Raw genomic sequence first — 20,441 nt, forward strand, 5'->3', positions numbered from 1 at the left:
ATGAACGAATTTTTTCCATTAGCAAGCGCCGCCGGTATGACCGTCGGCCTTGCCGTTTGCGCCCTGATCATCGGCCTGGTGCTGGCGATGCTGTTTGCCGTCCTCGAGTCGGTGAAGCTGCGTCCGGTCGCCTGGCTCGCAACCGGCATTGTCACCCTTTTACGTGGACTACCGGAAATTTTGGTGGTTCTGTTTATCTATTTTGGTTCCTCACAGCTGCTGCTGAGCCTCTCTGACGGCTTTACGATCAATCTCGGCTTTGTGCAGATCCCGGTCCAGATGCAGATTGAGAACTTCGACGTCAGTCCGTTCCTGTGTGGAGCCATTGCGCTTTCCCTGCTGTATGCCGCTTACGCATCGCAGACCCTGCGCGGGGCGCTAAAAGCAGTCCCTCAGGGACAGTGGGAATCCGGTCAGGCGCTGGGGTTATCCAAATCCGCCATTTTCTTCCGTCTGGTGATGCCGCAAATGTGGCGTCATGCGTTGCCGGGACTCGGGAATCAGTGGCTGGTGTTGCTGAAGGATACCGCGTTAGTCAGCCTTATCAGCGTCAACGATCTTATGCTGCAAACCAAAAGTATCGCCACCCGTACTCAGGAGCCGTTTAACTGGTATATCATCGCGGCGGCAATCTACCTGGTCATCACGCTGTTGAGTCAGTACATCCTGAAACGTATTGATCAGCGTGCGACGCGCTTCGAAAGGAGTCCAGGCTGATGCTTGATTACTTACCCGAACTGCTCAAAGGGCTGCATACCAGCCTGACGCTAACCGCAGCCTCTATCGTTGTGGCGCTGATTCTCTCGCTCGTCTTTACCATCATCCTGACGCTAAAAACGCCGGGGCTGGTATGGATCGTGCGCGGCTATATCACGTTGTTTACCGGCACGCCGCTGCTGGTGCAGATTTTCCTGATTTACTACGGCCCGGGTCAGTTCCCGTCGCTGCAGGAGTATCCGGTACTCTGGCATCTCATTTCCGAGCCCTGGCTCTGCGCGCTGATTGCCCTCTCTCTCAACAGCGCCGCTTATACCACCCAGCTGTTTTATGGTGCTATTCGCGCTATTCCCGATGGCCAGTGGCAGTCCTGCGGCGCGCTGGGGATGAGCAAGAAAGATACGCTGGCTATTTTGCTACCGTATGCTTTCAAACGCGCCCTCTCCTCTTACTCCAACGAAGTGGTGCTGGTGTTCAAGAGTACTTCTCTGGCCTACACCATTACCTTGATGGAAGTGATGGGCCACAGCCAGCTGCTCTATGGCCGTACCTATGATGTGATGGTGTTCGGCGCCGCCGGGATTGTTTATCTCATCGTCAACGGTCTGCTGACGCTGCTGATGCGTCTGGTTGAACATAAAGCACTGGCTTTTGAGCGCCGTAATTAAAAACGCATAACCAGCCAAACGAAGACGGATAAATTCGCTGAATTATCCGTCTTTTTTTATTTAGATTAAAATAGTTATCCATATTTATTGAATATAAATTCATTTGATGGCATTGTTAATCCCAGCCACAGACACGGCACAACAACATAAGATTGACCGACGGGAGTTTGACAATGAAAAAGTTAGTTCTGGCCGCACTGCTTACCTCTTTCGCCTTTGGCGCCGCAGCCGCAGAGAAAATCAGCTTTGGCGTTTCTGCAACCTATCCACCGTTTGAATCGATGGACGCCAACAACCAGATCGCCGGTTTCGATATCGACCTGGCAAACGCGCTGTGCAAACAAATGCAGGCTGAATGTACTTTTACCAACCATGCTTTCGACAGCCTGATCCCGGCGCTCAAATTTAAAAAATATGATGCGGTTATTTCCGGTATGGACATTACTCCAGAACGTAGCAAGCAGGTGGCATTTACCGACCCGTACTACGCCAACTCCGCGCTGGTGATTTCGAAGAAAGATGCTTACCACTCTTTCGACGATCTGAAAGGCAAGCGCATCGGTATGGAAAATGGCACCACGCATCAGAAATACCTGCAGGATAAACACCCGGAAGTGAAAACCGTGGCCTACGATAGCTACCAGAATGCATTTATCGACCTGAAAAATGGCCGTATTGATGGGGTATTTGGCGATACCGCCGTGGTTAACGAATGGCTGAAAACCAACCCGCAGCTGGGTGCGGCGACGCCGAAAGTCACCGACCCGCAATACTTTGGCACCGGCCTCGGCATTGCGGTACGCCCGGATAATAAAGCACTACTGGAAAAACTGAACGCTGCGCTGAAGGCAATTAAAGCCGACGGCACCTACGACAAAATCAGCAATCAGTGGTTCCCGGAGTAATCCTTCCCGGAGGCGGCGCGGTGCGCCTGTCCGGGCTACCCAGCCCGCAGGCGACTGTGAACCTGTAGCCCGGGCAAGGCGCATCAAGCGCCGCCCCCGGGATGATAATGTGCAACCACACGACCTGGACAGAGCCGGTCAACAAACCAAGAACCTTAAACCGGCAGGGTAAACTGGAAACAGGCCCCTGCTGGTACTTCCAGAAGGCGTATATCGCCGCCGTGTAGCTGTAGCATCCTGCGCACAATCATCAACCCTAACCCCCCTCGCGATGCGCTTTGCGCACCAGGCTCCAGCACCGAAGGCCGTTCAAACAACGTTGCCCGTAGCTCACCAGCTACTCCCGGCCCGCTGTCAGCCACCTCGACGATAATCTCCTGCTCTGACTCACGTGCCGTCAGGCGAATAGTCCCGCCTTCCGGGGTGTGCCGCAGGGCGTTATCAAGTAGATTAGTCAGCACCCTTTCGATCATCGACAGGTCCGCGACAACCGGCGGCAAACCCTCCGACAGCTCCAGCTGCAAAGCAATTTTTCGCGTGGCGATCGTCAAATCGAACTTTTGCGCCACGTCCTGCATCAGCTCAGCCAGCGCAAACTTCTCCGGCTGCGGCTTAATCCCCCCGTGCTCCAGGCGGGCCAACTCAAACAGCTGCTGAGAAAGATGGCGAACTTTATTCCCCTGACGTAGCGCGATGTTCAGATACTGTTTGTTCTCCTCCACCGTGAGTCGATCGGCCTTAAGGGTCAATGTTTCCAGATAGCCCAGCAACGAGGTCAGCGGCGTGCGCAGGTCGTGAGAGATATTGGCGACGAATTCGCGACGCTGGCGATCGCTATCAGCCAGGCGATCCCACTGCCCGGCAATCTGGCGGGCCAGCTCGATAAAGCGGTTGTATAGCACGGCGACTTCATTGCCCGGATTCGCTTCCGGCGTTTGCGCCGCCAGCGCCTTAATCGCGTGAATGCTGTCTTTTTCATCCGTCGCTACCAGCGCGGTAAGCTGGCGTACCGGACGCGTGACCCAGTACCAGGCAAGCCAACCCGCCAACAGGCCAAGACCAACGACCAGCACAAGGGTCCACAACAACAGACTCCCCAACGTTTTCTGCCATGCGTTTACCGCCAGTTCATTAAAGGTCTCGCCTTGCAGAATGATGTACAGATAGCCGCGCAGCTGGCCATCCTGCCTTAGCGGCGCGACGCTGAACACTTTCTGCTGGCCGATACTGCGCGGGTCGTCGCCATAAATCGGCCAGGTGCCGCCGGAAAGAAAGGTTTGTACTGGCTCAAGATCAATGCGCTGGCGCTTGATATGGCCCGGCGGTGCGGCGTCGGCCAGCAGCTCGCCGTCGGGTGAAACCAGATACAGCTCGACGCTGGGGTTGAAGGTCATCAACCGGTCGAAAAGCGGTTTCAGCATCTGGCGGTCAACCTGCCCCTGGGAGTCAAGAAGTGGTTCGCGGGCGGCAATTTGCTGCGCCAGTCCGGCAGAGAGGCGCTGCACCATCGCATTACCATATTGCGCGCTGCTGTAAAGCTGGATCAGGCACACGGCGATGGCGCAGAGCAGCAGCAGCGAGGTGAAAACCAACGCCAGGCGCTGGCTGAGGCTGAGACGGTGGATCATGACAGCGCCTCTTTGCGCTCCACGGCGAACTTATAGCCTTTTCCCCAGACGGTCAGGATGATGTCAGGTTCAGCCGGGTCGTGCTCAATTTTGGTACGCAGGCGGTTGATATGGGTGTTGACCGTATGCTCATAGCCATCGTGCTGATAGCCCCATACCTGGTCAAGCAGCGCAAGACGGGAAAAGACCTCTCCCGGGTGGCGGGCAAAGTAGTACAGCAGGTCAAACTCGCGCGGCGTCAGATCCACCGTCTCGCCGCGCAGCTTGACCTCACGGGACAGCGGGTCGATGCTCAGGCCGTGACTGGTGATGCGTCCGGCATCCATCAACAGATTCTGGCCCATTGCCTCCTGACGGCGAAACACCGCTTTTACCCGCGCAATCAGTTCGATAATTGAAAAGGGTTTGGCCAGGTAATCATCGGCCCCCATTTCCAGCCCCTGCACGCGCTGGGTTTCGCTGGCGCGGGCGCTGATAATAATGACCGGCAGGTAACGAGTTTGCTGGCGAATACGCCGACAGATCTCCAGACCGTCAACGCCGGGCAGCATCAGATCGAGAATCACTGCATCCCAGACCTCTTTTTCCAGCTGCTGTAGCGCCTGCGCACCGTCCGCCTCGTGGACAATCTGATACCCTTCATCCTGCAGATTCAGGCGCAGCAGCGCGGCGATATCGTCATCATCTTCAACCAACAGAATTCTCTTAGCCACCGGCAGCACTCCGCTTTTCATACATTCTGATTAGCCAAGCTTACCCGATCTTTGCCTGCTGAAGAGTTCACATTTTAGTTAAACTTCGCGAACCAACAGGGTCAGCACCTCATAGTGGGCGGTGTGGGGGAACATATCAAACAGCTGCACGCGTTCGATACGATACCCGGTCAGACGAGCGATATCTTTCGCCATCGTCCGGGCGTTACAGCTGGAGTAGATAATAAAGTCAGGCGCCATGCGGCTTAAATAGTCGCACAGCTCGTTGCCAATACCGCGACGCGGCGGATTCACCAGTACCAGCTCAGGAACCTCCCCTTCGCCGGTGGCAAACTGCGTAGAGTCGAGCGCCTGAAAATGCAGATTGTGTAAACCTAACTCCGCCGCCGACTGCTTTGCGCAGGCGATGGCTTCCGGGGCGATCTCAATCCCGGTCAGGCGCATCTGCGGCGTGGCGCAGTGCAGTCCAAAGCCGCCAACGCCGCAGAAGAGATCCCACATATGGTTAACCGGCAGTTGGCGCACCCAGTCGCGAGCGGTGGCATACAGCTGGCTGGCAACCGTCGGGTTAGTCTGAAAGAAACTCTGCGGGCGGATCCACAGCGGCACGCCGTTGAAGTTTTCCGCCAGCGCCTGCCGATCGGTGAGGAAGATTTCCTGCTCTCCCTCCATGATAGCCATATGCACCGGCTGAATATTGGCGGTAATCACTTTCAGTTGCGGAAGCTGTACCTGTAACTCCGGCAGCGCCGCGCGCAGTTGGGCAAGCTTGGTCTCTGAGCGCAGAACAAAACGCAGCATCATACCGCCATCCTGCTGGCTTTCGGTGAGCAGAATATACTTCAGCTCTCCGCGCTTGCGGGCCACGTTATAGGGCGTGAGTCCGGCACGGGCGATAAACGGTTTAAGCGCGGCAAATACGGGGGCAAAACTTTGCGGGTAAAGCGGGCAATCAGTCAGGTCTTCCGGCGTACCATCACGGTGCAGCATCCCGAGCAGCGGGCGCTCAACGCTGCCGCTGACCACCATTTTGGCTTTATTGCGAAACCCGGTTTCCGGGCCGCACAACGGCGCGCACCAGTTGGCTACCGGAGCATCCGTCAACAGCGTACGCAGGTCGGCCATTTTACCGGCGAGCTGTTGAGATATCGGCAGTTCGAGCCACTGGCAGGAGCGACAGCGGTTCGCGTCATAAAGTGCGCAGTGCATAACAAGACCTTCAAAAAAACAGGGGCGGGGATTGTATCACCGTTACTGTAAACGGAAAAAGCGTCGGCACGGCGCAGGAACAAACAGAATGGCCAACACCAGCAGATCCGGCAGTTTTTGCAGCACCAGAGAACGAAATATTTCGCGCTTCGACTCTCCGGCGATGCTAAAGAGCTCGGGATAACCGTAGCCCAGAGAAGCGGCCCACAGGTAGCCAATCACGATAATCTGAGTCAACAGGAACAGCCAGCGCGCCCAGTTACGCCCTTTTACCAACGAAAACGCGCACCAGATCTCAACAAAAACCAGCACCAGGCTTGAGAGGAAAACCAGGGTTAACGCCCACGTCTGCACGCTGCGATGGACAAACTCTTCAATACCCTGAACGCCAAGCTGATTGAGGATCATCAGCAAATCCAGGCCACGGATTAAAATAATGGCGAAAGCCGCCACCTGCACCAGTGCAGGAACGTTAAGACGAGCATGAGACGAGTGCGTTTTTGTAAACAATCCCAACGTAAAGTCTTCCATGAAAACGGCGCCACAAATGCGGCGCCGATGTTAACTCTATTGCAGATATTATACCCTAAATAATTCGAGTTGCTTAAAGGCGGCAAGGGAGGGAGTCCCCAGGAGCATAGATAACTATGTGACTGGGGTGAGCGACAAATCTGCCGGGAGCAGATTTGAACGTCGCTTGCGACGGCCCGTGAGGGCGAGGCCCATGGATGGGCCGAGTAATCCGTAGCCAACACATAAGCAACTTGAAGTATGACGGGTATAGGCGGTTCAGCCCCTTCTTGCACGCTGGATATCGCGCACCCGCTGCTTTTCCGCGCGGGCCATTAAATACCAGGCGATAAAACCAACAATCCCGACCACGCCGAGGATTAAGGTCGCCAGGGCATTGATCTCCGGATTGACACCCATACGCACGCTGGAGAAGACCAGCATCGGCAGCGTTGTCGCACCTGGTCCGGAAACAAAGCTGGCAATTACCAGGTCATCCAGTGACAAAGTGAACGCCAACAGCCAGCCCGAAACGACCGCCGGCATAATCATCGGCAGCGTAATGACAAAGAAGACTTTAAGCGGCGCTGCGCCAAGGTCCATCGCCGCCTCTTCAATAGAGTGGTCCAGCTCGCGCAGACGTGACGAAATGACCACCGCGACGTAGGCGGTACAGAAGGTGACGTGCGCCAGCCAGATGGTCAACATTCCGCGATCCGACGGCCAGCCAATAGAGTGCCCCAACGCGACAAACAGCAGCAGCAGCGACAAACCGGTTATCACATCGGGCATTACCAGCGGCGCGGTGATCATAAAGGCAAAACCGTTTGAACCGCGAAAGCGACCAAAACGCACCATCACTACCGCAGCAATGGTGCCGAGGATCACCGCCGCCGTCGCGGCACAGGCGGCAATGGTCAGGCTCAGGCCTACCGCACTCATCATCGCATCGTCATGAAAAAGCTCACGATACCAGCGCGTTGACCATCCAGCCCATACCGTCACCAGCTTTGAGCTGTTGAACGAGTAAATCACCAGCATCAGCATTGGCGCATACAAAAAAGTAAAGCCGAGCACCAGAATCAAAATTCGCCACGGCGAACGGACTACCGGCAAATTATTCATCCGTGTTCCCCCACCTGTTTTTGCTGATGCTTGTGGAACCACATGATCGGTACGATCAGCAGCAACAGCATCACAATAGCTACCGCCGAGGCTACCGGCCAGTCACGGTTATTAAAGAACTCCTGCCACAGCACGCGGCCAATCATAATGCTGTCCGGGCCGCCCAGCAGTTCCGGGATAACGAACTCCCCTACCGCCGGAATAAACACCAGCATCGACCCGGCGATAATGCCGCCTTTGGTGAGCGGAACAATCACCTGGAAGAAGGTTTTCAGCGGCCTGGCGCCCAGATCCAGCGACGCCTCGACCAGTGAGTAATCGATACGCGTGAGAGCGGTATAAATCGGCAGCACCATAAACGGCAGATAGGCATAAACAATACCGATATATACTGCCAGATTGGTGTGCAGGATCTCCAGCGGCTGATCGATAACCCCCAGCCACAACAGGAAATTATTCAGTACGCCGTTGCTTTTCAACAAGCCCATCCAGGCATAAACGCGGATCAGGAACGATGTCCACGACGGCAGGATAACCAGCAACAGCAAGATATTACGGGTGGACGGCTTACTGTGCGCCACCGCCCACGCCAGCGGATAACCCATCAGCAGACAGCAGAACGTCGAAATTCCCGCCACCTGAAGCGACTGCAAATACGCTTCGAAATAGAGCGGATCGTCGGTGAGCTGCAGGAAATTGCCAAGATTCAGCGTTAGCGTCAGCTGGCCGTCAGCCCACTCCAGCAGATCAGTATAGGGCGGGATTGCCCGCGCCATCTCTGCAAGACTGATTTTAAACACAATCAGGAACGGCAGCAGAAACAGCAGGATCAGCCACACGTAAGGCAGCGCGATGACCAGCTTGCGTCCGTGGGCCATCTGCAGGCGCGCCAGCCACAGCGCAAAACCGCCCGGCTTTTTCGCGCCTGACGGAGGTTCTAATGTACTCATCGCCCTCTCCTTACACCGTCAGCACGACGCAACTATCGGCGTCCCAGCACAAACGAACTTCGTCACCCCAGGTCGGTGCCCCCTTACGGTAACGGTGTTCATTCTGTAGCTGAGCGCTGATCATCTGCCCGCTTTTCAGGCGTACATGGTAGATAGACAGGTCGCCGAGATAGGCAATGTAGATAACCTCGCCCACCGCAAAGTTGTAGCCGTCCGCCGGAGGCTCTTCGCAAAGCATGATTTTTTCCGGACGCAGGGCTACCCACACCGGGACGTTATCTACGACGGAAGCATCCGGATCGACCTTCAGCGGATGCGTCAGCCCCGGCGAATCCAGCACCAGGCCATCTTCCTGACGCTCTTTCACCAGTCCTTCGAAGACGTTTACCGAACCGATAAACTCCGCGCTGTAGCGGGTGGTCGGATGTTCATAGATCTCTTCCGGCTCACCGATTTGCACAAACTTACCGCGGTTCATAATGGCGATGCGGCCCGCCATGGTCATCGCCTCCTCCTGATCGTGGGTGACCATGACGCAGGTCACCCCAACGCGTTCAAGGATATCGACCACTTCCAGCTGCATCCTGTCGCGCAGCTTCTTATCCAGCGCCCCCATCGGCTCATCAAGCAGCAGCAGCTTTGGCCTTTTCGCCAGGCTGCGGGCCAGCGCCACGCGCTGGCGCTGGCCACCAGAAAGCTGATGCGGTTTGCGCTTCGCGAACTCCTGCATATGCACCAGCGCCAGCATCTCCTGCACCCGGCTGGTGATTTCAGCTTTTGGCAGCTTGTCCTGCTTGAGGCCAAAAGCGATATTTTGTTCCACCGTCATATGGGGAAACAACGCGTAGGACTGAAACATCATGTTGATAGGCCGCTGATACGGTGGCACCCGCGCCAGGTCGACGCCATCGAGAACAATCTGCCCGGCTGTTGGCTGTTCAAACCCTGCCAGCATGCGCAGCAGGGTCGATTTACCACAGCCGGATGCGCCCAGCAGGGCAAAGATTTCGCCTTTGTAAATGGTGAGATTGACGTCATCGACGGCGTGCTGCCCATCAAACGACTTGGTTAAATTACGGATTTCCAGTAGCGGGGTCAGCGCTTTGGGGGCTTTCGCCTGCGGGCGGGGGGTTACGTCGTTCACGGGGTGCTCTCCGGCAGAAATCAAAACTGGTGCAAACGCACTGTCATGGTGCGTATCGCCGGGCGATGCTAACGCTTGCCCGGCCTACGGTTTTTGTCGGCCCGGTAGCATTAACGCCACCGGGCAACAGTATCAAAAGCCGTTATTTTCCGCTTTTCACTTTCGTCCATGCGCGAGTACGCACGCGGTCGATTTTTGGATCCTGTACTTTCAGGGTGAATAGCTTGGCAAATACGTCAGCCGGTGGATAAATTGCCGGGTTATTGCGAATCTCCTCGCTCACCAGCGGCGTGGACGCTTTATTACCGTTGGCGTAGTAAACGTGATCGCTGATATGGGCGATAACGTCCGGGCGCATCAGATAGTTCAGGAACTGATAAGCCTCATCTTTATTCTTGGCATCCGCAGGCATAGCGAAGACATCAAAGAACGCCAGCGCGCCCTCTTTCGGGATAAAATAGGAGACGTTTACCCCGTTCTTGGCTTCTTTCGCCCGATTCGCTGCCTGCCATACGTCGCCTGCCCAGCCGATCGCAACGCAGATATCGCCGTTAGCCAGATCGTTTATGTACTGCGATGAGTGGAAATAGCGGATATTCGGACGCAGCTTCAGCAGCAGCTCGGTCGCCGGGCCGGTGTAGTCATCGGCTTTACTGCTATTAGGATCTTTGCCGAGATAGTTCAGCACGGTGGCGAATATCTCTTCCGGGGCATCGAGGAAGGAGACGCCGCAGCTTTTCAGTTTCTCCAGATTTTCCGGCTTCATCACCAGATCCCAGCTATCCAGCGGCGCATCTTTACCCAGCACGGCTTTCACTTTATCGATGTTGTAGCCGATGCCGGTTGTCGCCCACAGGTACGGGATCGCGTATTTATTGTCCGGATCATGCTTTGCAACCAGCTTCAACACTTCCGGATCGAGATTTTTCCAGTTAGGGAGTTTGCTCTTATCGAGCGGCTGGAACACCCCTGCCGCCAGCTGGCGTTCGAGGAAGCTCGCCGACGGCACCACCAGGTCAAAACCGGTGCTGCCCGCCATTAATTTTCCTTCCAGCACTTCATTGGAATCAAAAACGTCATACACCACTTTAATACCGGTCTCTTTTTCAAAATTCGCCACCGTATCCGGCGCAATATAATCAGACCAGTTATAAACATGCAGGGTTTTTTGTTCGGCTGCGAGCGAACCGGCAGAAACGGCCATCAGCGCACCCGTAACCAGACCTGTTAACCATTTTTTACCAAAGGCGGTCATATCTCTTATTCCTTCTCAATGCCCGTTAACAAGCGGGCTGAATATACGCACTTGTTTGCATGCAATAATCATGCATATTTTTTCATTGCCTAAGAAAAGGAGAGAGGACCTCTCCCGGAATGGTTGCCCGCAACTGGAAGCATCGTCAGAATAACTGTAGCCAGAATAAGAGGCTATAGCCCAGGTAAAAAAACGGCTTTTATCAATTTTTTATGCAATAAGGGTCTATGTGATAAGCCGAAAGCGGCAGAATAGCGGTGAAAAATTCTTTAAGAGAAGGTTAATAGCAGAATAAAAGTTGGAAATACGCAGCCGCCATGGCAGTGGCTGCGCTATTTTTCGACAGGCTTAGTGAAGAAAATGGTACTGAATATTCTCAGCAACCGACTCTTCTTCCTCAGACTTATACAGCACCTGATTGGCGCTGGCTTCGAGGATAACCATGGAAATCTGTTCTTCGCTCTGGCGGAAGAACCAGGCAAACTGATCGAGCGTTACGCCAACGCCGACGGTCAACGCCTGACAAACCACCAGTTTCGGTAGATTATCATCCTGAATATCGAGGAACGCCTTCACGGTCAATGAACTGGCGTTAATGGCCGAAAGATCGGCAGAAAGCGGCAGCAGCGCTGAAGGTTTAACTTCAGCCAGCGCGGAGAAAAGCACCACGTTATCCACCAGGTCAAGTTTGGCATCAAAAATGCCTTCGAAGTTTTGCATATGCGGCAAATGCAATGCCTGGCAGGAATCACACTCAAAAAAGCTGATGCCTAATTCGTCGAGCCATTGACGTAACGTATCAAGACCCGGAACGACCAGTGAATCCATATGACCTGTAACCTCTTACTGTGGAAAATGCGACGCCATAGCTTACGCAAAAAAAGCGCCGTATACCATGACGGTGTCGTGAAAGGGAATTATCCTCCCATTTTCAGACAAAATTCAGGCGTCGCCTGACGCTCGATCCAGGCGACCATCTTCCCGGCAATATCGACACCTGTGGTCGTTTCAATCCCTTCCAGGCCAGGAGAAGCATTGACCTCCATCACCAGGGGACCGCGCGTGGCGCGCAGAATATCAACGCCTGCGACGTCTAACCCGAGCGTTTGCGCCGCCTTAATCGCCATTTCACGCTCTTGCTCGCTAATGATCGCTACCGTTGCCACGCCGCCGCGATGCAGATTGGAGCGAAAATCGCCCTCCTTCGCCCGCCGTTCAATCGCCGCCACCACTTCATTCCCCACCACAAGGCAGCGTACATCTCGCCCTTTCGCCTCGGCGATATATTCCTGCACGAGGATATGCGCGTTCAGGCCGCGAAAAGCATCAATGACGCTCTCAGCGGCCTGACGAGTTTCAGCCAGCACGACGCCGATCCCCTGAGTGCCCTCCACCAGCTTCACCACTAGCGGCGCGCCGCCTACCATCGCAATCAGGTCGCTGGTATCGTCGGGCGAATGGGCAATACCGGTAAGCGGCAGATCGATCCCCTGGCGCGCCAGCAGCTGTAGCGAACGCAGCTTGTCGCGCGCGCGCGTGATGGCCACCGACTCATTTAGCGGATAGCTACCCAACAGTTCAAACTGACGCAGCGCAGCGGTACCGTAATAGGTGATTGCCGTTCCGATACGCGGGATAACCGCATCAAAATGTGGGAGCTGGCGACCTTTGTAGTGAATCGATGAGGCTACCGGACTGACGTTCATATAGCAGGAAAGCGGATCGAGGATTTCCACCTGATGACCGCGTTTTTGCGCGGCTTCACGCAGGCGTCGACATGAATAAAGCGTTCCATCCCGGGATAATATGGCAATTTTCACCCTGCACCTCTGCGAAAAGACCCGCTCTGGCGGGCCTCTGGTAGCGAACAACATCTAAAATTAGCGCTGACCTGGCGGAATCTCCTTGTGTCAGCCCGGGTGCAGTTTACACGCAATCAGCGCGTAGCCCACCCCTGCTTATGCAGATATTCGAGAATAAACGGACGACTCTCTTTGACGATGGTCCGCCGAATATGATCGCTCCAGGTATCGCGGCGCGTATTGCTGCCGCGAGAGAGATAATACTGCGCCATCTGTTCGTCATATTCCGCGAGTACCGCATCGTCTACCGGCTGATAGTGATTTTCATGCACCAGCATCGCCGACGGCATACGTGGTTTCACATCAGGGTTATCGGCAGGCCAGCCAAGGCACAGGCCAAACAGCGGCAGCACGTGCTGCGGAAGCTTCAGCAGCTCGGTCACCGCATCAATATTATTACGCAAACCGCCGATATAGACGCTGCCTAAACCAAGAGATTCCGCCGCCACTAGCGCATTCTGCGCCAGAATCGCAGTGTCGACGCAGCCCAGCAGCAGCTGTTCGGCCAGGCCCAATTGAGCGTCCGGGCAGATTTGCAGATTGCGGTTAAAATCGGCGCAGAATACCCAAAACTCAGCGGCCTGCGCCACGTGCTGCTGGCCGCCGCTTAGCGGTACCAGCTGTTGACGTATCTCAGGATCGGTAACGCGAATAATAGAGGAACATTGTAGAAAACTGGAGCTGGAAGCCCCTTGCGCGCTGGCAATAATCGCGGCGCGCTGTTCGTCGCTTATTGGCGCGTCGGTAAAATGGCGAATAGAACGGTGGCTACGCAGCAGCTCAATGGTCGGCGTCATCTCGTTTTTCTCTGTCAGGCAATGATGAAGGTGGGGTTTTGGTTTGCGTCAGCTGCGGGGCAAGCACTTTCGCCACCCGCCACATCAACGCTATGGCGGCCGGAAGCATTAGCAGGATCCCCGCGAAAATCATCAACAGCGCCGCCGTCGGGCTGGAAAACGGCGCGGGCAGGCTGACGTACTGGTTGAGCGAGAGCCAGGCAAGGGTCAATAGCACCATGCCGATAATCTCTACCACCAGTACGCTTTTAGGTAATGCTGCGGGCGATCGCATCACGCTCCTCCGATCCAAATCATTCGCGCAACCAGGCAAAACTGGTCACGTATCGGGCCAGTATAGCGGTTTCATCAACCTGATATTTATCAAACATAGCCTTAAACCATCAAAGCAAAAGGCAGAACCTTCTTTTCCTTAGCATCATAACGCGGCATGATACGCGCCATTCGCCATCAGGCTGAGATTTAAGGAGAGAAACGATGTTTACCGTAATTTTTGGTCGTCCAGGTTGTCCGTATTGCGTTCGCGCCAAAGAACTGGCTGAAAAATTGACCAATGAGCGTGATGATTTCAACTATCGCTACATTGATATTCACGCCGAAGGCATCAGCAAAGCCGATCTGGAAAAAACCGTGGGCAAACCGGTTGAGACCGTACCGCAGATTTTTGTCGACCAGAAACACATTGGCGGCTGCACCGACTTTGAAGCCTGGGCGAAAGAGAATCTCGGCCTATTTGCCTGAGATAGCTCAATCTTCTGAGGTATGCTTGCGTCTGGTATCAAGCCAGGCGCAAATAAACAAAAAGCAAAGCGCCCCAAGCGCGCACCAGAATACCGCGCTGAACATCCACGCCAGCTCCTGCCAGAAAGAACGCTGAGTCACAAAGAAAAGCCGCATCACCACCAGACAGATGGGAGCAGCCAGCATGGCGCCGATAAGCGGACGAAGCACCCGTTGACCGGGAGAGAGGCAGCTTGCCACCGCACCGGGTAGCAAAAAGAACAGCAGCCCGAGCTCAGGGTTACCGGTAGCCCGAAAGGCACCTTTCATATGTAACAACAGTGACAAACAAACCACAATAAATAGAAAGAACCCACAGATAATACCGGCCCAAGCACGCTCAGATTTCACGACATCCTCCTGATTTTGCCTCTAACCAACTTCCACTTCGCCCAGTCAGATAAAGATTCTGGCAATCCATGCCAATAAAAGATCCCGTCAAGGTAAAAACGATTGTTACTAGCCGCAGCCCGCAGGAAAGATTAAACTATCGACTATATTTTGCTGGTTATAACGGGATGCCAGAATAGCGTTCTGGACAACGCAAACGCTGGTCCAACCTTAGACCAAATAACCATTTCCTTCAACAACTTACTAGTAAATGAGAAGTTGGCTTTCGTGAATATAAACGTCGCAGATTTGTTAAACGGGAATTACATCCTGTTATTGTTCGTTGTACTTGCATTAGGTCTTTGCCTCGGGAAACTGCGTCTTGGGTCGGTACAACTTGGTAATTCCATTGGCGTTTTAGTCGTTTCCCTATTATTAGGCCAGCAGCATTTCAGTATTAACACTGATGCTCTGAATCTCGGCTTTATGCTGTTTATTTTTTGTGTCGGCGTAGAAGCGGGCCCCAACTTTTTTTCTATTTTTTTTCGCGATGGGAAAAATTACCTAATGCTCGCTCTGGTGATGGTCGGCAGCGCAATGCTGATCGCCATGGGGCTGGGTAAGCTGTTCGGCTGGGATATCGGCCTGACGGCCGGGATGCTCGCCGGAGCAATGACGTCCACTCCGGTGCTGGTTGGCGCCGGGGATACGCTACGCCACTTTGGCATGGCCAGCGACCAGCTAGCCCTCTCGCTCGATCATCTGAGCCTCGGCTACGCCCTGACCTATTTGATTGGTCTGGTGAGCCTGATTGTCGGCGCGCGCTATATGCCAAAGCTACAGCATCAGGATTTGCAAACCAGCGCCCAGCAAATCGCCCGCGAACGCGGACTCGATACCGACTCCCGGCGTAAGGTCTATCTGCCGGTGATCCGCGCCTACCGCATCGGTCCGGAGCTGGTGGCGTGGGCAGATGGTAAAAACCTGCGCGAGCTGGGCATTTACCGCCAGACCGGCTGCTACATCGAGCGCATTCGCCGCAACGGTATTCTGGCGAATCCGGACGGCGATGCGGTTCTGCAAATGGGCGATGATATCGCGCTAGTGGGCTATCCGGATGCGCACGCCCGCCTCGACCCAAGCTTTCGTAACGGCAAAGAGGTCTTCGATCGTGATTTGCTGGATATGCGCATTGTCACCGAAGAGATCGTGGTAAAAAACCACAATGCCGTTGGCCGCCGCCTGGCGCAGTTAAAGCTGACCGACCACGGCTGCTTCTTAAACCGCGTTATCCGCAGCCAGATTGAAATGCCTATCGACGATAACGTCGTCCTCAACAAAGGCGACGTGCTGCAGGTTAGCGGCGATGCGCGTCGCGTCAAAACCGTTGCGGACCGCATCGGCTTTATCTCTATTCACAGCCAGGTGACCGACCTGCTCGCCTTCTGCGCCTTCTTTATCGTTGGCCTGATGATCGGCATGATTACCTTCCAGTTCAGTTCGTTCAGCTTCGGCATCGGTAACGCCGCCGGTCTGCTGTTTGCCGGGATCATGCTCGGCTTCCTGCGAGCTAACCACCCGACGTTCGGCTATATCCCGCAGGGCGCGCTGAATATGGTGAAAGAGTTTGGATTAATGGTGTTTATGGCCGGTGTAGGGCTCAGCGCAGGAGCGGGCATTAATAACGGCCTCGGCGCCGTCGGTGGCCAGATGCTGGCGGCGGGTCTCATCGTCAGCCTGGTGCCGGTGGTTATCTGCTTCCTGTTCGGTGCATACGTCCTGCGTATGAACCGCGCGATGCTCTTCGGCGCAATGATGGGTGCCCGCACCTGCGCCCCGGCAATGGAAATCATCAGCGATACCGCGCGCAGCAACATTCCGGCGCTGGGATACGCCGGCACTTATGCCATCGCTAACGTGTTGTTAACCCTGGCTGGTACGCTGATTGTCATCATCTGGCCGGGGTTACAGTAAGTTTTTCAGAAAAAAAACGCACATACGCAGAACTTTTTTTGCTGGCATCAGTCATAAGTAGTGCCACTGCTTTTCTTTGATGTCCCCATTTTGTGGAGCCCATCAACCCCGCCGCTTAGGTTCAAGGTTGATGGGTTTTTTGTTGTCTGAATTTTGTAGCCAGGCGGTATGAAAATGGCAACTGATGTAGTGAGGGAATCGAGTACGGTTCGGTGCCTGGCTGGGCCCGGATCGGCTAATCCGAGCCCATATGAGCTCTCTCCCTTTAATGAAATATTTATCGCAATTGGCTTGCAAATAAACCGATGACCAGAGCACACGACCAAATGAGGTCATGTCACGGCTCAGCATATCTGGGCACAGGGCATCAGTCACCGCTATCCACTGGAGGCAACGAAGACTGCATTTTTTTGATTTTTAACAAGAGAACTCTCTCCCATATGATCAATATACCAGTGACAAAGACCAGCCACTCTTTATCTGGCAAGTGATATGCTAAATACATTAAAAATGCAGAAAATACACTCACCATTAATATATTAATTTTATCACTGGTGAAAAATAAAAATTTCATTTCAAAATTTATAAATTTATCTAGCATGTTTTTCACCGTATTTGCCATGCCCCACTGCTTGCCGCGCTTGAGGAGGAAGTACAAGCACCTATAGCCGTCATCCCCGCCGCGATAGCCGCAACTGGCCCCCAAAGACAGAAACAATCATAGCTCCTGCGGCAAGCGCGCAATTGCGATCAACGCTTTCATATAATCCTGCAGAGATAACCGTCAATTGCTTCATTTTCATCTCAATGGTTAATATAAATGTGCTGTATTTTCAGCAATAGACTAAATACAAATAGCCGCGCAGAACAGTACTACAATTGTTATCGGCCCTCAGGGATTGGAGAACCTTCCACTAAGTCAGACCTATGCCAGGTTTGCTATATTGTTATCGATTAATAACCACAACCAGCTCCAGAGGTAGCACCTCCTGAACTACCTGTGTTTGCACCAACGGCAACACTTAGCCCGCCCAAAATACCGCCAAGTATCATTCCTCCAGGTCCAACAGGGCTTCCAGCAACAATACCTGTAGCAATAGCCCCCAGAGATCCAATAATAATCCCCATGCCTGTAGCATTTGCGACTGTTGCTGGGGCACCACCAGCACCAAAAACATATTCTAGTTGAGATTGAGTTAATTCTCGCATACCATTTCCTTTTAGTTTTCTATAAAAAATTCATGAGTTTTTTAAATGCATTAAATAAATTTACAAAACCTAAATAAACGATACAAGCCAATAATATATCAACAAAAGAATTATCCTCCCCCATAATTTTCAACGATGAGAATGAAACAAATATGACTGTAAGAGGGAAACTCAAAACAGCTGATATTTTATTAATCCAGAATGATTTAGCATTACGATCCATTTTTAATTTCCCTTAAGATATGAGTCGTCCCGGTTGATCGATGATTCATCAGTATGTTGATGCAAAACATTCAAGTTATATAGCATGACAATCAATAAAATACAGAAATATACTGTATTGCATAAAGCCATTATTAACTATCGAAGGCGCATGATCTTTTTTTTCCTGCTTAACCAATGTGGTCGCCCTTGTCCCCATGGATGTAGCTGAATGAAGCGTTCAATCGCCTTACGGCCAAATCCAGGCTTGCAACAAAAATCAAGAAGCCAGATTTTACCATCCTCATTCCATTCGGAGGGATGAAGCCTGAACTCAGGATCGTTAAGCAAACGCGCTTCAGTATCCGCTTCCAGATATGCCCAGGTAATATACGCTAAAGGAAGCCCACTTCTGTCGAAGAGGAATTTTATCTGATTATGCTGTATAGCAAATTCAGTCCAGAGCTGAATACTTAAAACAGGATAAAGACTGTAATTACGAGAATGAAACATACAACTCACTGCAAAACCGATCTGCTCCTGAACCGACCACTTTTCCTGACCATTGACTTTTTCACTGATATACAACGTCATTTTTATCACCTTGGGATATATAGCTGACGACCTAACGCCTCTCTTGCAAATAGTTGCATTCTGCTTCCCATTTCGGTGAATGCTTGTTGCAAAGATAAGGCATCATTACCATAAGTATCTAGTATGCCCGAAATTTCATCAGACATTCGCACTTTCCCAAGAATATCTCTGGGCTGGAGCCTTTTTCTGGCTCGCTGTTCAACTCCTTGCATAATTCTAGATATATCATCGCCTTGTATTTCTGCTAGCCAATAAATCGTGTCAGTAAAATGTCGTAATGCTTCAAGAAAATAAACATCATGTTCTATATCGCTATCATCAGGAATAAATTGCCTTTGGCTAAGGTGGATTAAACTCATCACTAACACTTGCAACTGAGACTCCTCTCCTTCAATTCTCTGCGGGCAATACAAAGTTTCACTACGTTTTTCGAGCAAGGTGATAAAACTATTGACCAGTTGCTTCAGTAATTCAGGTATACGTCCTATTTGCAAATTCTCTGTAGGTATACCGAGTAATTCCAGATAACCCCGGTAACAAGCTTCCTGGAAGGTGTCTCGAAAAGTATTCTCAACATGCTGCCGGGCAATCAGCGTGAAAGAGGAGTCGAACAGGTATTTACCAAGATACAGACAAAGATCGGACAATCCTTGCTGAAGAACCCATGGTTCTTTCATCATCTGTACAACCCGAAGTCTGTGATCAAAATTATCGCGATAATCACCAGGAAATAAGCATCTGAGCCCATTGAAATCCAACAGCCGGCCATCTGTCGCTATATTTGAAGGAGAGGTAGTCAATCGTAAAAAACGTGTACGACAAAACGCCATTTGCCAAGCCTGTCGCCGAGCTAGTTCACATAAACCTTCAATACAATAAAGCTGCGGATTGCATTGAGCTTCTACACTAAAACCTTCAAACGGTATCGGTAGACATCCAGGCAGCATGGGGATCACCGCTTTGACTCTTCGGGCGTCATGCATCAGTTGCCCAATATATTCAAATTGTGGCCGAAAGTAAGGTGCTCGCTCAAAATGTGCAGGACGAATTACAGGTTCACGAACCAGTAATGCGCGTCGCAAAGGAATGCGTGAATTCTGTATGAAGCTGTTAGTCAGCAAAACAGCCCGCGCTCTTACGGCCCCATAAGGCAAGACATCCGCCAATACCTCGCCCCATAAAGCCTCATAAATTGCGTCGTTAACATCAAGCGCACCATTGGAATGGTGTCTGTCTGAACCTTCCCCAACTAAAAGGTTAGCTCCGATTCCTTTTATCTGATTAAGGCCATCAAAACCGCAACGAGCACCTCCGCCGTTACGTTGAAGCCCACTACCACCATAACGTTCCGCCTGGAATATCTTTGCATGAGCGGAACTGTCTGGATCAACCAGATAGCTACAGTTGTTTTGCAAAGTTTCTCTATCTGAGATTTCAGGAGCACACCATATCAAGATAGAATCTACCCGCCGTGCGGTAAAAGGAATAAGGTTCACCGTCAGGTCGCTAAGCGAAAGAGAATACTTCATCTGGTCAAATTCTCCATAGGGTATATATAAGGGCGAATAAATTCATGAACGCGATAAAATATTTTTCGCTCAACTTATGGCAAACTCATCACGTTAAGTTTGATACTATTACCAATATAGCTCTGAAGTTTTCTATCAAAACATCAGCATCGAATACTCGAGAAGAGTTGTTAACATGATTAAAGATGACATGATCGTCTTTGTATCAATGTGATTACTGCTATCTGATTTTTTCTGATTTACTGCAAGTTCCATTTTTTCATTCCACCCCATCAAAAGAGAATGATTGTCATTTACTTATGGCGAAAAAATGTCATAGTGTAACTACAAAGTCAAATGAT

At 52.3% G+C, this 20,441-nt stretch carries 23 protein-coding genes; 5 read left to right on the forward strand and 18 right to left on the reverse strand.

The features are described 5' to 3' along the window. The 3 genes from artQ to artJ all read left to right on the forward strand — a co-directional run bounded on the left by artQ (position 1) and on the right by artJ (position 2,290). Entirely contained in the window at positions 1–717 is a 717-nt protein-coding gene (gene artQ / locus FN082_RS00855) for an arginine ABC transporter permease ArtQ (RefSeq protein ID WP_142980967.1), read from the forward strand. Next, positions 717–1,385 carry an arginine ABC transporter permease ArtM gene (artM, locus tag FN082_RS00860; protein ID WP_139537111.1) on the forward strand — a complete coding sequence of 223 codons (669 nt, stop codon included), beginning with the start codon at positions 717–719 and terminating at the stop codon, positions 1,383–1,385. The genes artQ and artM overlap by 1 nt, the downstream gene beginning before the upstream one ends. Positions 1,386–1,558: 173 nt before the next feature. Next, positions 1,559–2,290 (forward strand): arginine ABC transporter substrate-binding protein ArtJ, encoded by a 732-nt coding sequence (gene artJ / locus FN082_RS00865; protein WP_139537110.1) that lies wholly within the window; start codon positions 1,559–1,561, stop codon positions 2,288–2,290. A 155-nt stretch (positions 2,291–2,445) separates the two neighbouring features. Here the strand turns inward: artJ and FN082_RS00870 are convergent, their stop codons facing one another. The 12 genes from FN082_RS00870 to FN082_RS00925 all read right to left on the reverse strand — a co-directional run bounded on the left by FN082_RS00870 (position 2,446) and on the right by FN082_RS00925 (position 13,757). After that, a complete protein-coding gene (locus tag FN082_RS00870) occupies positions 2,446–3,918 on the reverse strand; it encodes a sensor histidine kinase (RefSeq protein ID WP_142980968.1) in 1,473 nt (490 codons plus the stop codon). Further along, positions 3,915–4,631 carry a response regulator transcription factor gene (locus FN082_RS00875; RefSeq protein WP_139537108.1) on the reverse strand — a complete coding sequence of 239 codons (717 nt, stop codon included), beginning with the start codon at positions 4,629–4,631 and terminating at the stop codon, positions 3,915–3,917. The genes FN082_RS00870 and FN082_RS00875 overlap by 4 nt, the downstream gene beginning before the upstream one ends. A 78-nt stretch (positions 4,632–4,709) precedes the next feature. Next, a complete protein-coding gene (rlmC, locus tag FN082_RS00880) occupies positions 4,710–5,840 on the reverse strand; it encodes a 23S rRNA (uracil(747)-C(5))-methyltransferase RlmC (protein ID WP_139537107.1) in 1,131 nt (376 codons plus the stop codon). A gap of 42 nt (positions 5,841–5,882) precedes the next feature. Beyond that, on the reverse strand, positions 5,883–6,371 hold the full coding sequence (locus FN082_RS00885; RefSeq protein ID WP_139537106.1) for a YbjO family protein: 489 nt from the start codon (positions 6,369–6,371) through the stop codon (positions 5,883–5,885). Between the two features lie 258 nt (positions 6,372–6,629). Continuing rightward, positions 6,630–7,475, reverse strand: a complete 846-nt coding sequence (potI, locus tag FN082_RS00890) for a putrescine ABC transporter permease PotI (protein WP_110275269.1) — start codon at positions 7,473–7,475, stop codon at positions 6,630–6,632. Further along, positions 7,472–8,425 (reverse strand): putrescine ABC transporter permease PotH, encoded by a 954-nt coding sequence (gene potH / locus FN082_RS00895; protein ID WP_110275271.1) that lies wholly within the window; start codon positions 8,423–8,425, stop codon positions 7,472–7,474. Before potH ends, potI begins: the two co-directional genes overlap by 4 nt. 10 nt (positions 8,426–8,435) lie before the next feature. Next, the gene (gene potG, locus FN082_RS00900) at positions 8,436–9,569 is read right to left on the reverse strand and encodes a putrescine ABC transporter ATP-binding subunit PotG (protein ID WP_139537105.1); all 1,134 of its coding nucleotides are present in this window, start codon (positions 9,567–9,569) and stop codon (positions 8,436–8,438) included. A gap of 142 nt (positions 9,570–9,711) precedes the next feature. Next, a complete protein-coding gene (potF, locus tag FN082_RS00905) occupies positions 9,712–10,824 on the reverse strand; it encodes a spermidine/putrescine ABC transporter substrate-binding protein PotF (protein WP_139537104.1) in 1,113 nt (370 codons plus the stop codon). 348 nt (positions 10,825–11,172) lie between these two features. Next, a complete protein-coding gene (locus tag FN082_RS00910; RefSeq protein ID WP_139537103.1) occupies positions 11,173–11,652 on the reverse strand; it encodes a type III secretion system chaperone family protein in 480 nt (159 codons plus the stop codon). 89 nt (positions 11,653–11,741) lie between these two features. Further along, positions 11,742–12,644, reverse strand: coding sequence for a 30S ribosomal protein S6--L-glutamate ligase (gene rimK, locus FN082_RS00915; protein ID WP_139537102.1), 903 nt, complete (start codon positions 12,642–12,644; stop codon positions 11,742–11,744). A gap of 116 nt (positions 12,645–12,760) precedes the next feature. Continuing rightward, positions 12,761–13,483, reverse strand: a complete 723-nt coding sequence (nfsA, locus tag FN082_RS00920) for a nitroreductase NfsA (protein ID WP_142980969.1) — start codon at positions 13,481–13,483, stop codon at positions 12,761–12,763. Then, positions 13,467–13,757 (reverse strand): YbjC family protein, encoded by a 291-nt coding sequence (locus FN082_RS00925; protein ID WP_139537100.1) that lies wholly within the window; start codon positions 13,755–13,757, stop codon positions 13,467–13,469. Before FN082_RS00925 ends, nfsA begins: the two co-directional genes overlap by 17 nt. A gap of 203 nt (positions 13,758–13,960) precedes the next feature. Here FN082_RS00925 and FN082_RS00930 point away from each other — a divergent pair, with 203 nt between their 5' ends. After that, positions 13,961–14,224: a GrxA family glutaredoxin gene (locus FN082_RS00930; protein WP_110275282.1), complete on the forward strand. Its 264-nt coding sequence runs from the start codon at positions 13,961–13,963 to the stop codon at positions 14,222–14,224. Between the two features lie 6 nt (positions 14,225–14,230). Here the strand turns inward: FN082_RS00930 and ybjM are convergent, their stop codons facing one another. Beyond that, a complete protein-coding gene (ybjM, locus tag FN082_RS00935; RefSeq protein ID WP_139537099.1) occupies positions 14,231–14,614 on the reverse strand; it encodes an inner membrane protein YbjM in 384 nt (127 codons plus the stop codon). 267 nt (positions 14,615–14,881) lie between these two features. Here ybjM and FN082_RS00940 point away from each other — a divergent pair, with 267 nt between their 5' ends. Further along, the gene (locus FN082_RS00940) at positions 14,882–16,567 is read left to right on the forward strand and encodes an aspartate:alanine antiporter (protein WP_142980970.1); all 1,686 of its coding nucleotides are present in this window, start codon (positions 14,882–14,884) and stop codon (positions 16,565–16,567) included. A gap of 367 nt (positions 16,568–16,934) precedes the next feature. Here the strand turns inward: FN082_RS00940 and FN082_RS00950 are convergent, their stop codons facing one another. From FN082_RS00950 to FN082_RS00970, 5 genes are all read right to left on the reverse strand, one after another. After that, the gene (locus FN082_RS00950; protein WP_142980972.1) at positions 16,935–17,285 is read right to left on the reverse strand and encodes a hypothetical protein; all 351 of its coding nucleotides are present in this window, start codon (positions 17,283–17,285) and stop codon (positions 16,935–16,937) included. A gap of 236 nt (positions 17,286–17,521) precedes the next feature. Continuing rightward, positions 17,522–17,776 (reverse strand): microcin H47, encoded by a 255-nt coding sequence (locus FN082_RS00955; RefSeq protein ID WP_142463811.1) that lies wholly within the window; start codon positions 17,774–17,776, stop codon positions 17,522–17,524. A 19-nt stretch (positions 17,777–17,795) separates the two neighbouring features. Beyond that, positions 17,796–17,999 carry a hypothetical protein gene (locus FN082_RS00960; protein WP_142980973.1) on the reverse strand — a complete coding sequence of 68 codons (204 nt, stop codon included), beginning with the start codon at positions 17,997–17,999 and terminating at the stop codon, positions 17,796–17,798. Between the two features lie 137 nt (positions 18,000–18,136). Beyond that, positions 18,137–18,571 carry a toxin-activating lysine-acyltransferase gene (locus FN082_RS00965; RefSeq protein ID WP_142980974.1) on the reverse strand — a complete coding sequence of 145 codons (435 nt, stop codon included), beginning with the start codon at positions 18,569–18,571 and terminating at the stop codon, positions 18,137–18,139. A 5-nt stretch (positions 18,572–18,576) separates the two neighbouring features. Then, positions 18,577–20,100, reverse strand: a complete 1,524-nt coding sequence (locus FN082_RS00970; protein WP_142980975.1) for an MchC protein — start codon at positions 20,098–20,100, stop codon at positions 18,577–18,579. Between the last annotated feature and the right edge of the window lie 341 nt (positions 20,101–20,441).

Origin of the sequence: Klebsiella spallanzanii, from assembly GCF_902158555.1 — a bacterium.
Classification (GTDB): domain Bacteria; phylum Pseudomonadota; class Gammaproteobacteria; order Enterobacterales; family Enterobacteriaceae; genus Klebsiella; species Klebsiella spallanzanii.

Coding starts and splice junctions, on each gene's coding strand:
- artQ (WP_142980967.1), top strand. CDS start 1: ATGAACGAATTTTTTCCATTAGCAAGCGCCGCCGGTATGACCGTCGGC.
- artM (WP_139537111.1), top strand. CDS start 717: ATGCTTGATTACTTACCCGAACTGCTCAAAGGGCTGCATACCAGCCTG.
- artJ (WP_139537110.1), top strand. CDS start 1,559: ATGAAAAAGTTAGTTCTGGCCGCACTGCTTACCTCTTTCGCCTTTGGC.
- FN082_RS00870 (WP_142980968.1), bottom strand. CDS start 3,918: ATGATCCACCGTCTCAGCCTCAGCCAGCGCCTGGCGTTGGTTTTCACC.
- rlmC (WP_139537107.1), bottom strand. CDS start 5,840: ATGCACTGCGCACTTTATGACGCGAACCGCTGTCGCTCCTGCCAGTGG.
- FN082_RS00885 (WP_139537106.1), bottom strand. CDS start 6,371: ATGGAAGACTTTACGTTGGGATTGTTTACAAAAACGCACTCGTCTCAT.
- potI (WP_110275269.1), bottom strand. CDS start 7,475: ATGAATAATTTGCCGGTAGTCCGTTCGCCGTGGCGAATTTTGATTCTG.
- potH (WP_110275271.1), bottom strand. CDS start 8,425: ATGAGTACATTAGAACCTCCGTCAGGCGCGAAAAAGCCGGGCGGTTTT.
- potF (WP_139537104.1), bottom strand. CDS start 10,824: ATGACCGCCTTTGGTAAAAAATGGTTAACAGGTCTGGTTACGGGTGCG.
- FN082_RS00910 (WP_139537103.1), bottom strand. CDS start 11,652: ATGGATTCACTGGTCGTTCCGGGTCTTGATACGTTACGTCAATGGCTC.
- nfsA (WP_142980969.1), bottom strand. CDS start 13,483: ATGACGCCGACCATTGAGCTGCTGCGTAGCCACCGTTCTATTCGCCAT.
- FN082_RS00925 (WP_139537100.1), bottom strand. CDS start 13,757: ATGCGATCGCCCGCAGCATTACCTAAAAGCGTACTGGTGGTAGAGATT.
- FN082_RS00930 (WP_110275282.1), top strand. CDS start 13,961: ATGTTTACCGTAATTTTTGGTCGTCCAGGTTGTCCGTATTGCGTTCGC.
- FN082_RS00955 (WP_142463811.1), bottom strand. CDS start 17,776: ATGCGAGAATTAACTCAATCTCAACTAGAATATGTTTTTGGTGCTGGT.
- FN082_RS00960 (WP_142980973.1), bottom strand. CDS start 17,999: ATGGATCGTAATGCTAAATCATTCTGGATTAATAAAATATCAGCTGTT.
- FN082_RS00965 (WP_142980974.1), bottom strand. CDS start 18,571: ATGACGTTGTATATCAGTGAAAAAGTCAATGGTCAGGAAAAGTGGTCG.
- FN082_RS00970 (WP_142980975.1), bottom strand. CDS start 20,100: ATGAAGTATTCTCTTTCGCTTAGCGACCTGACGGTGAACCTTATTCCT.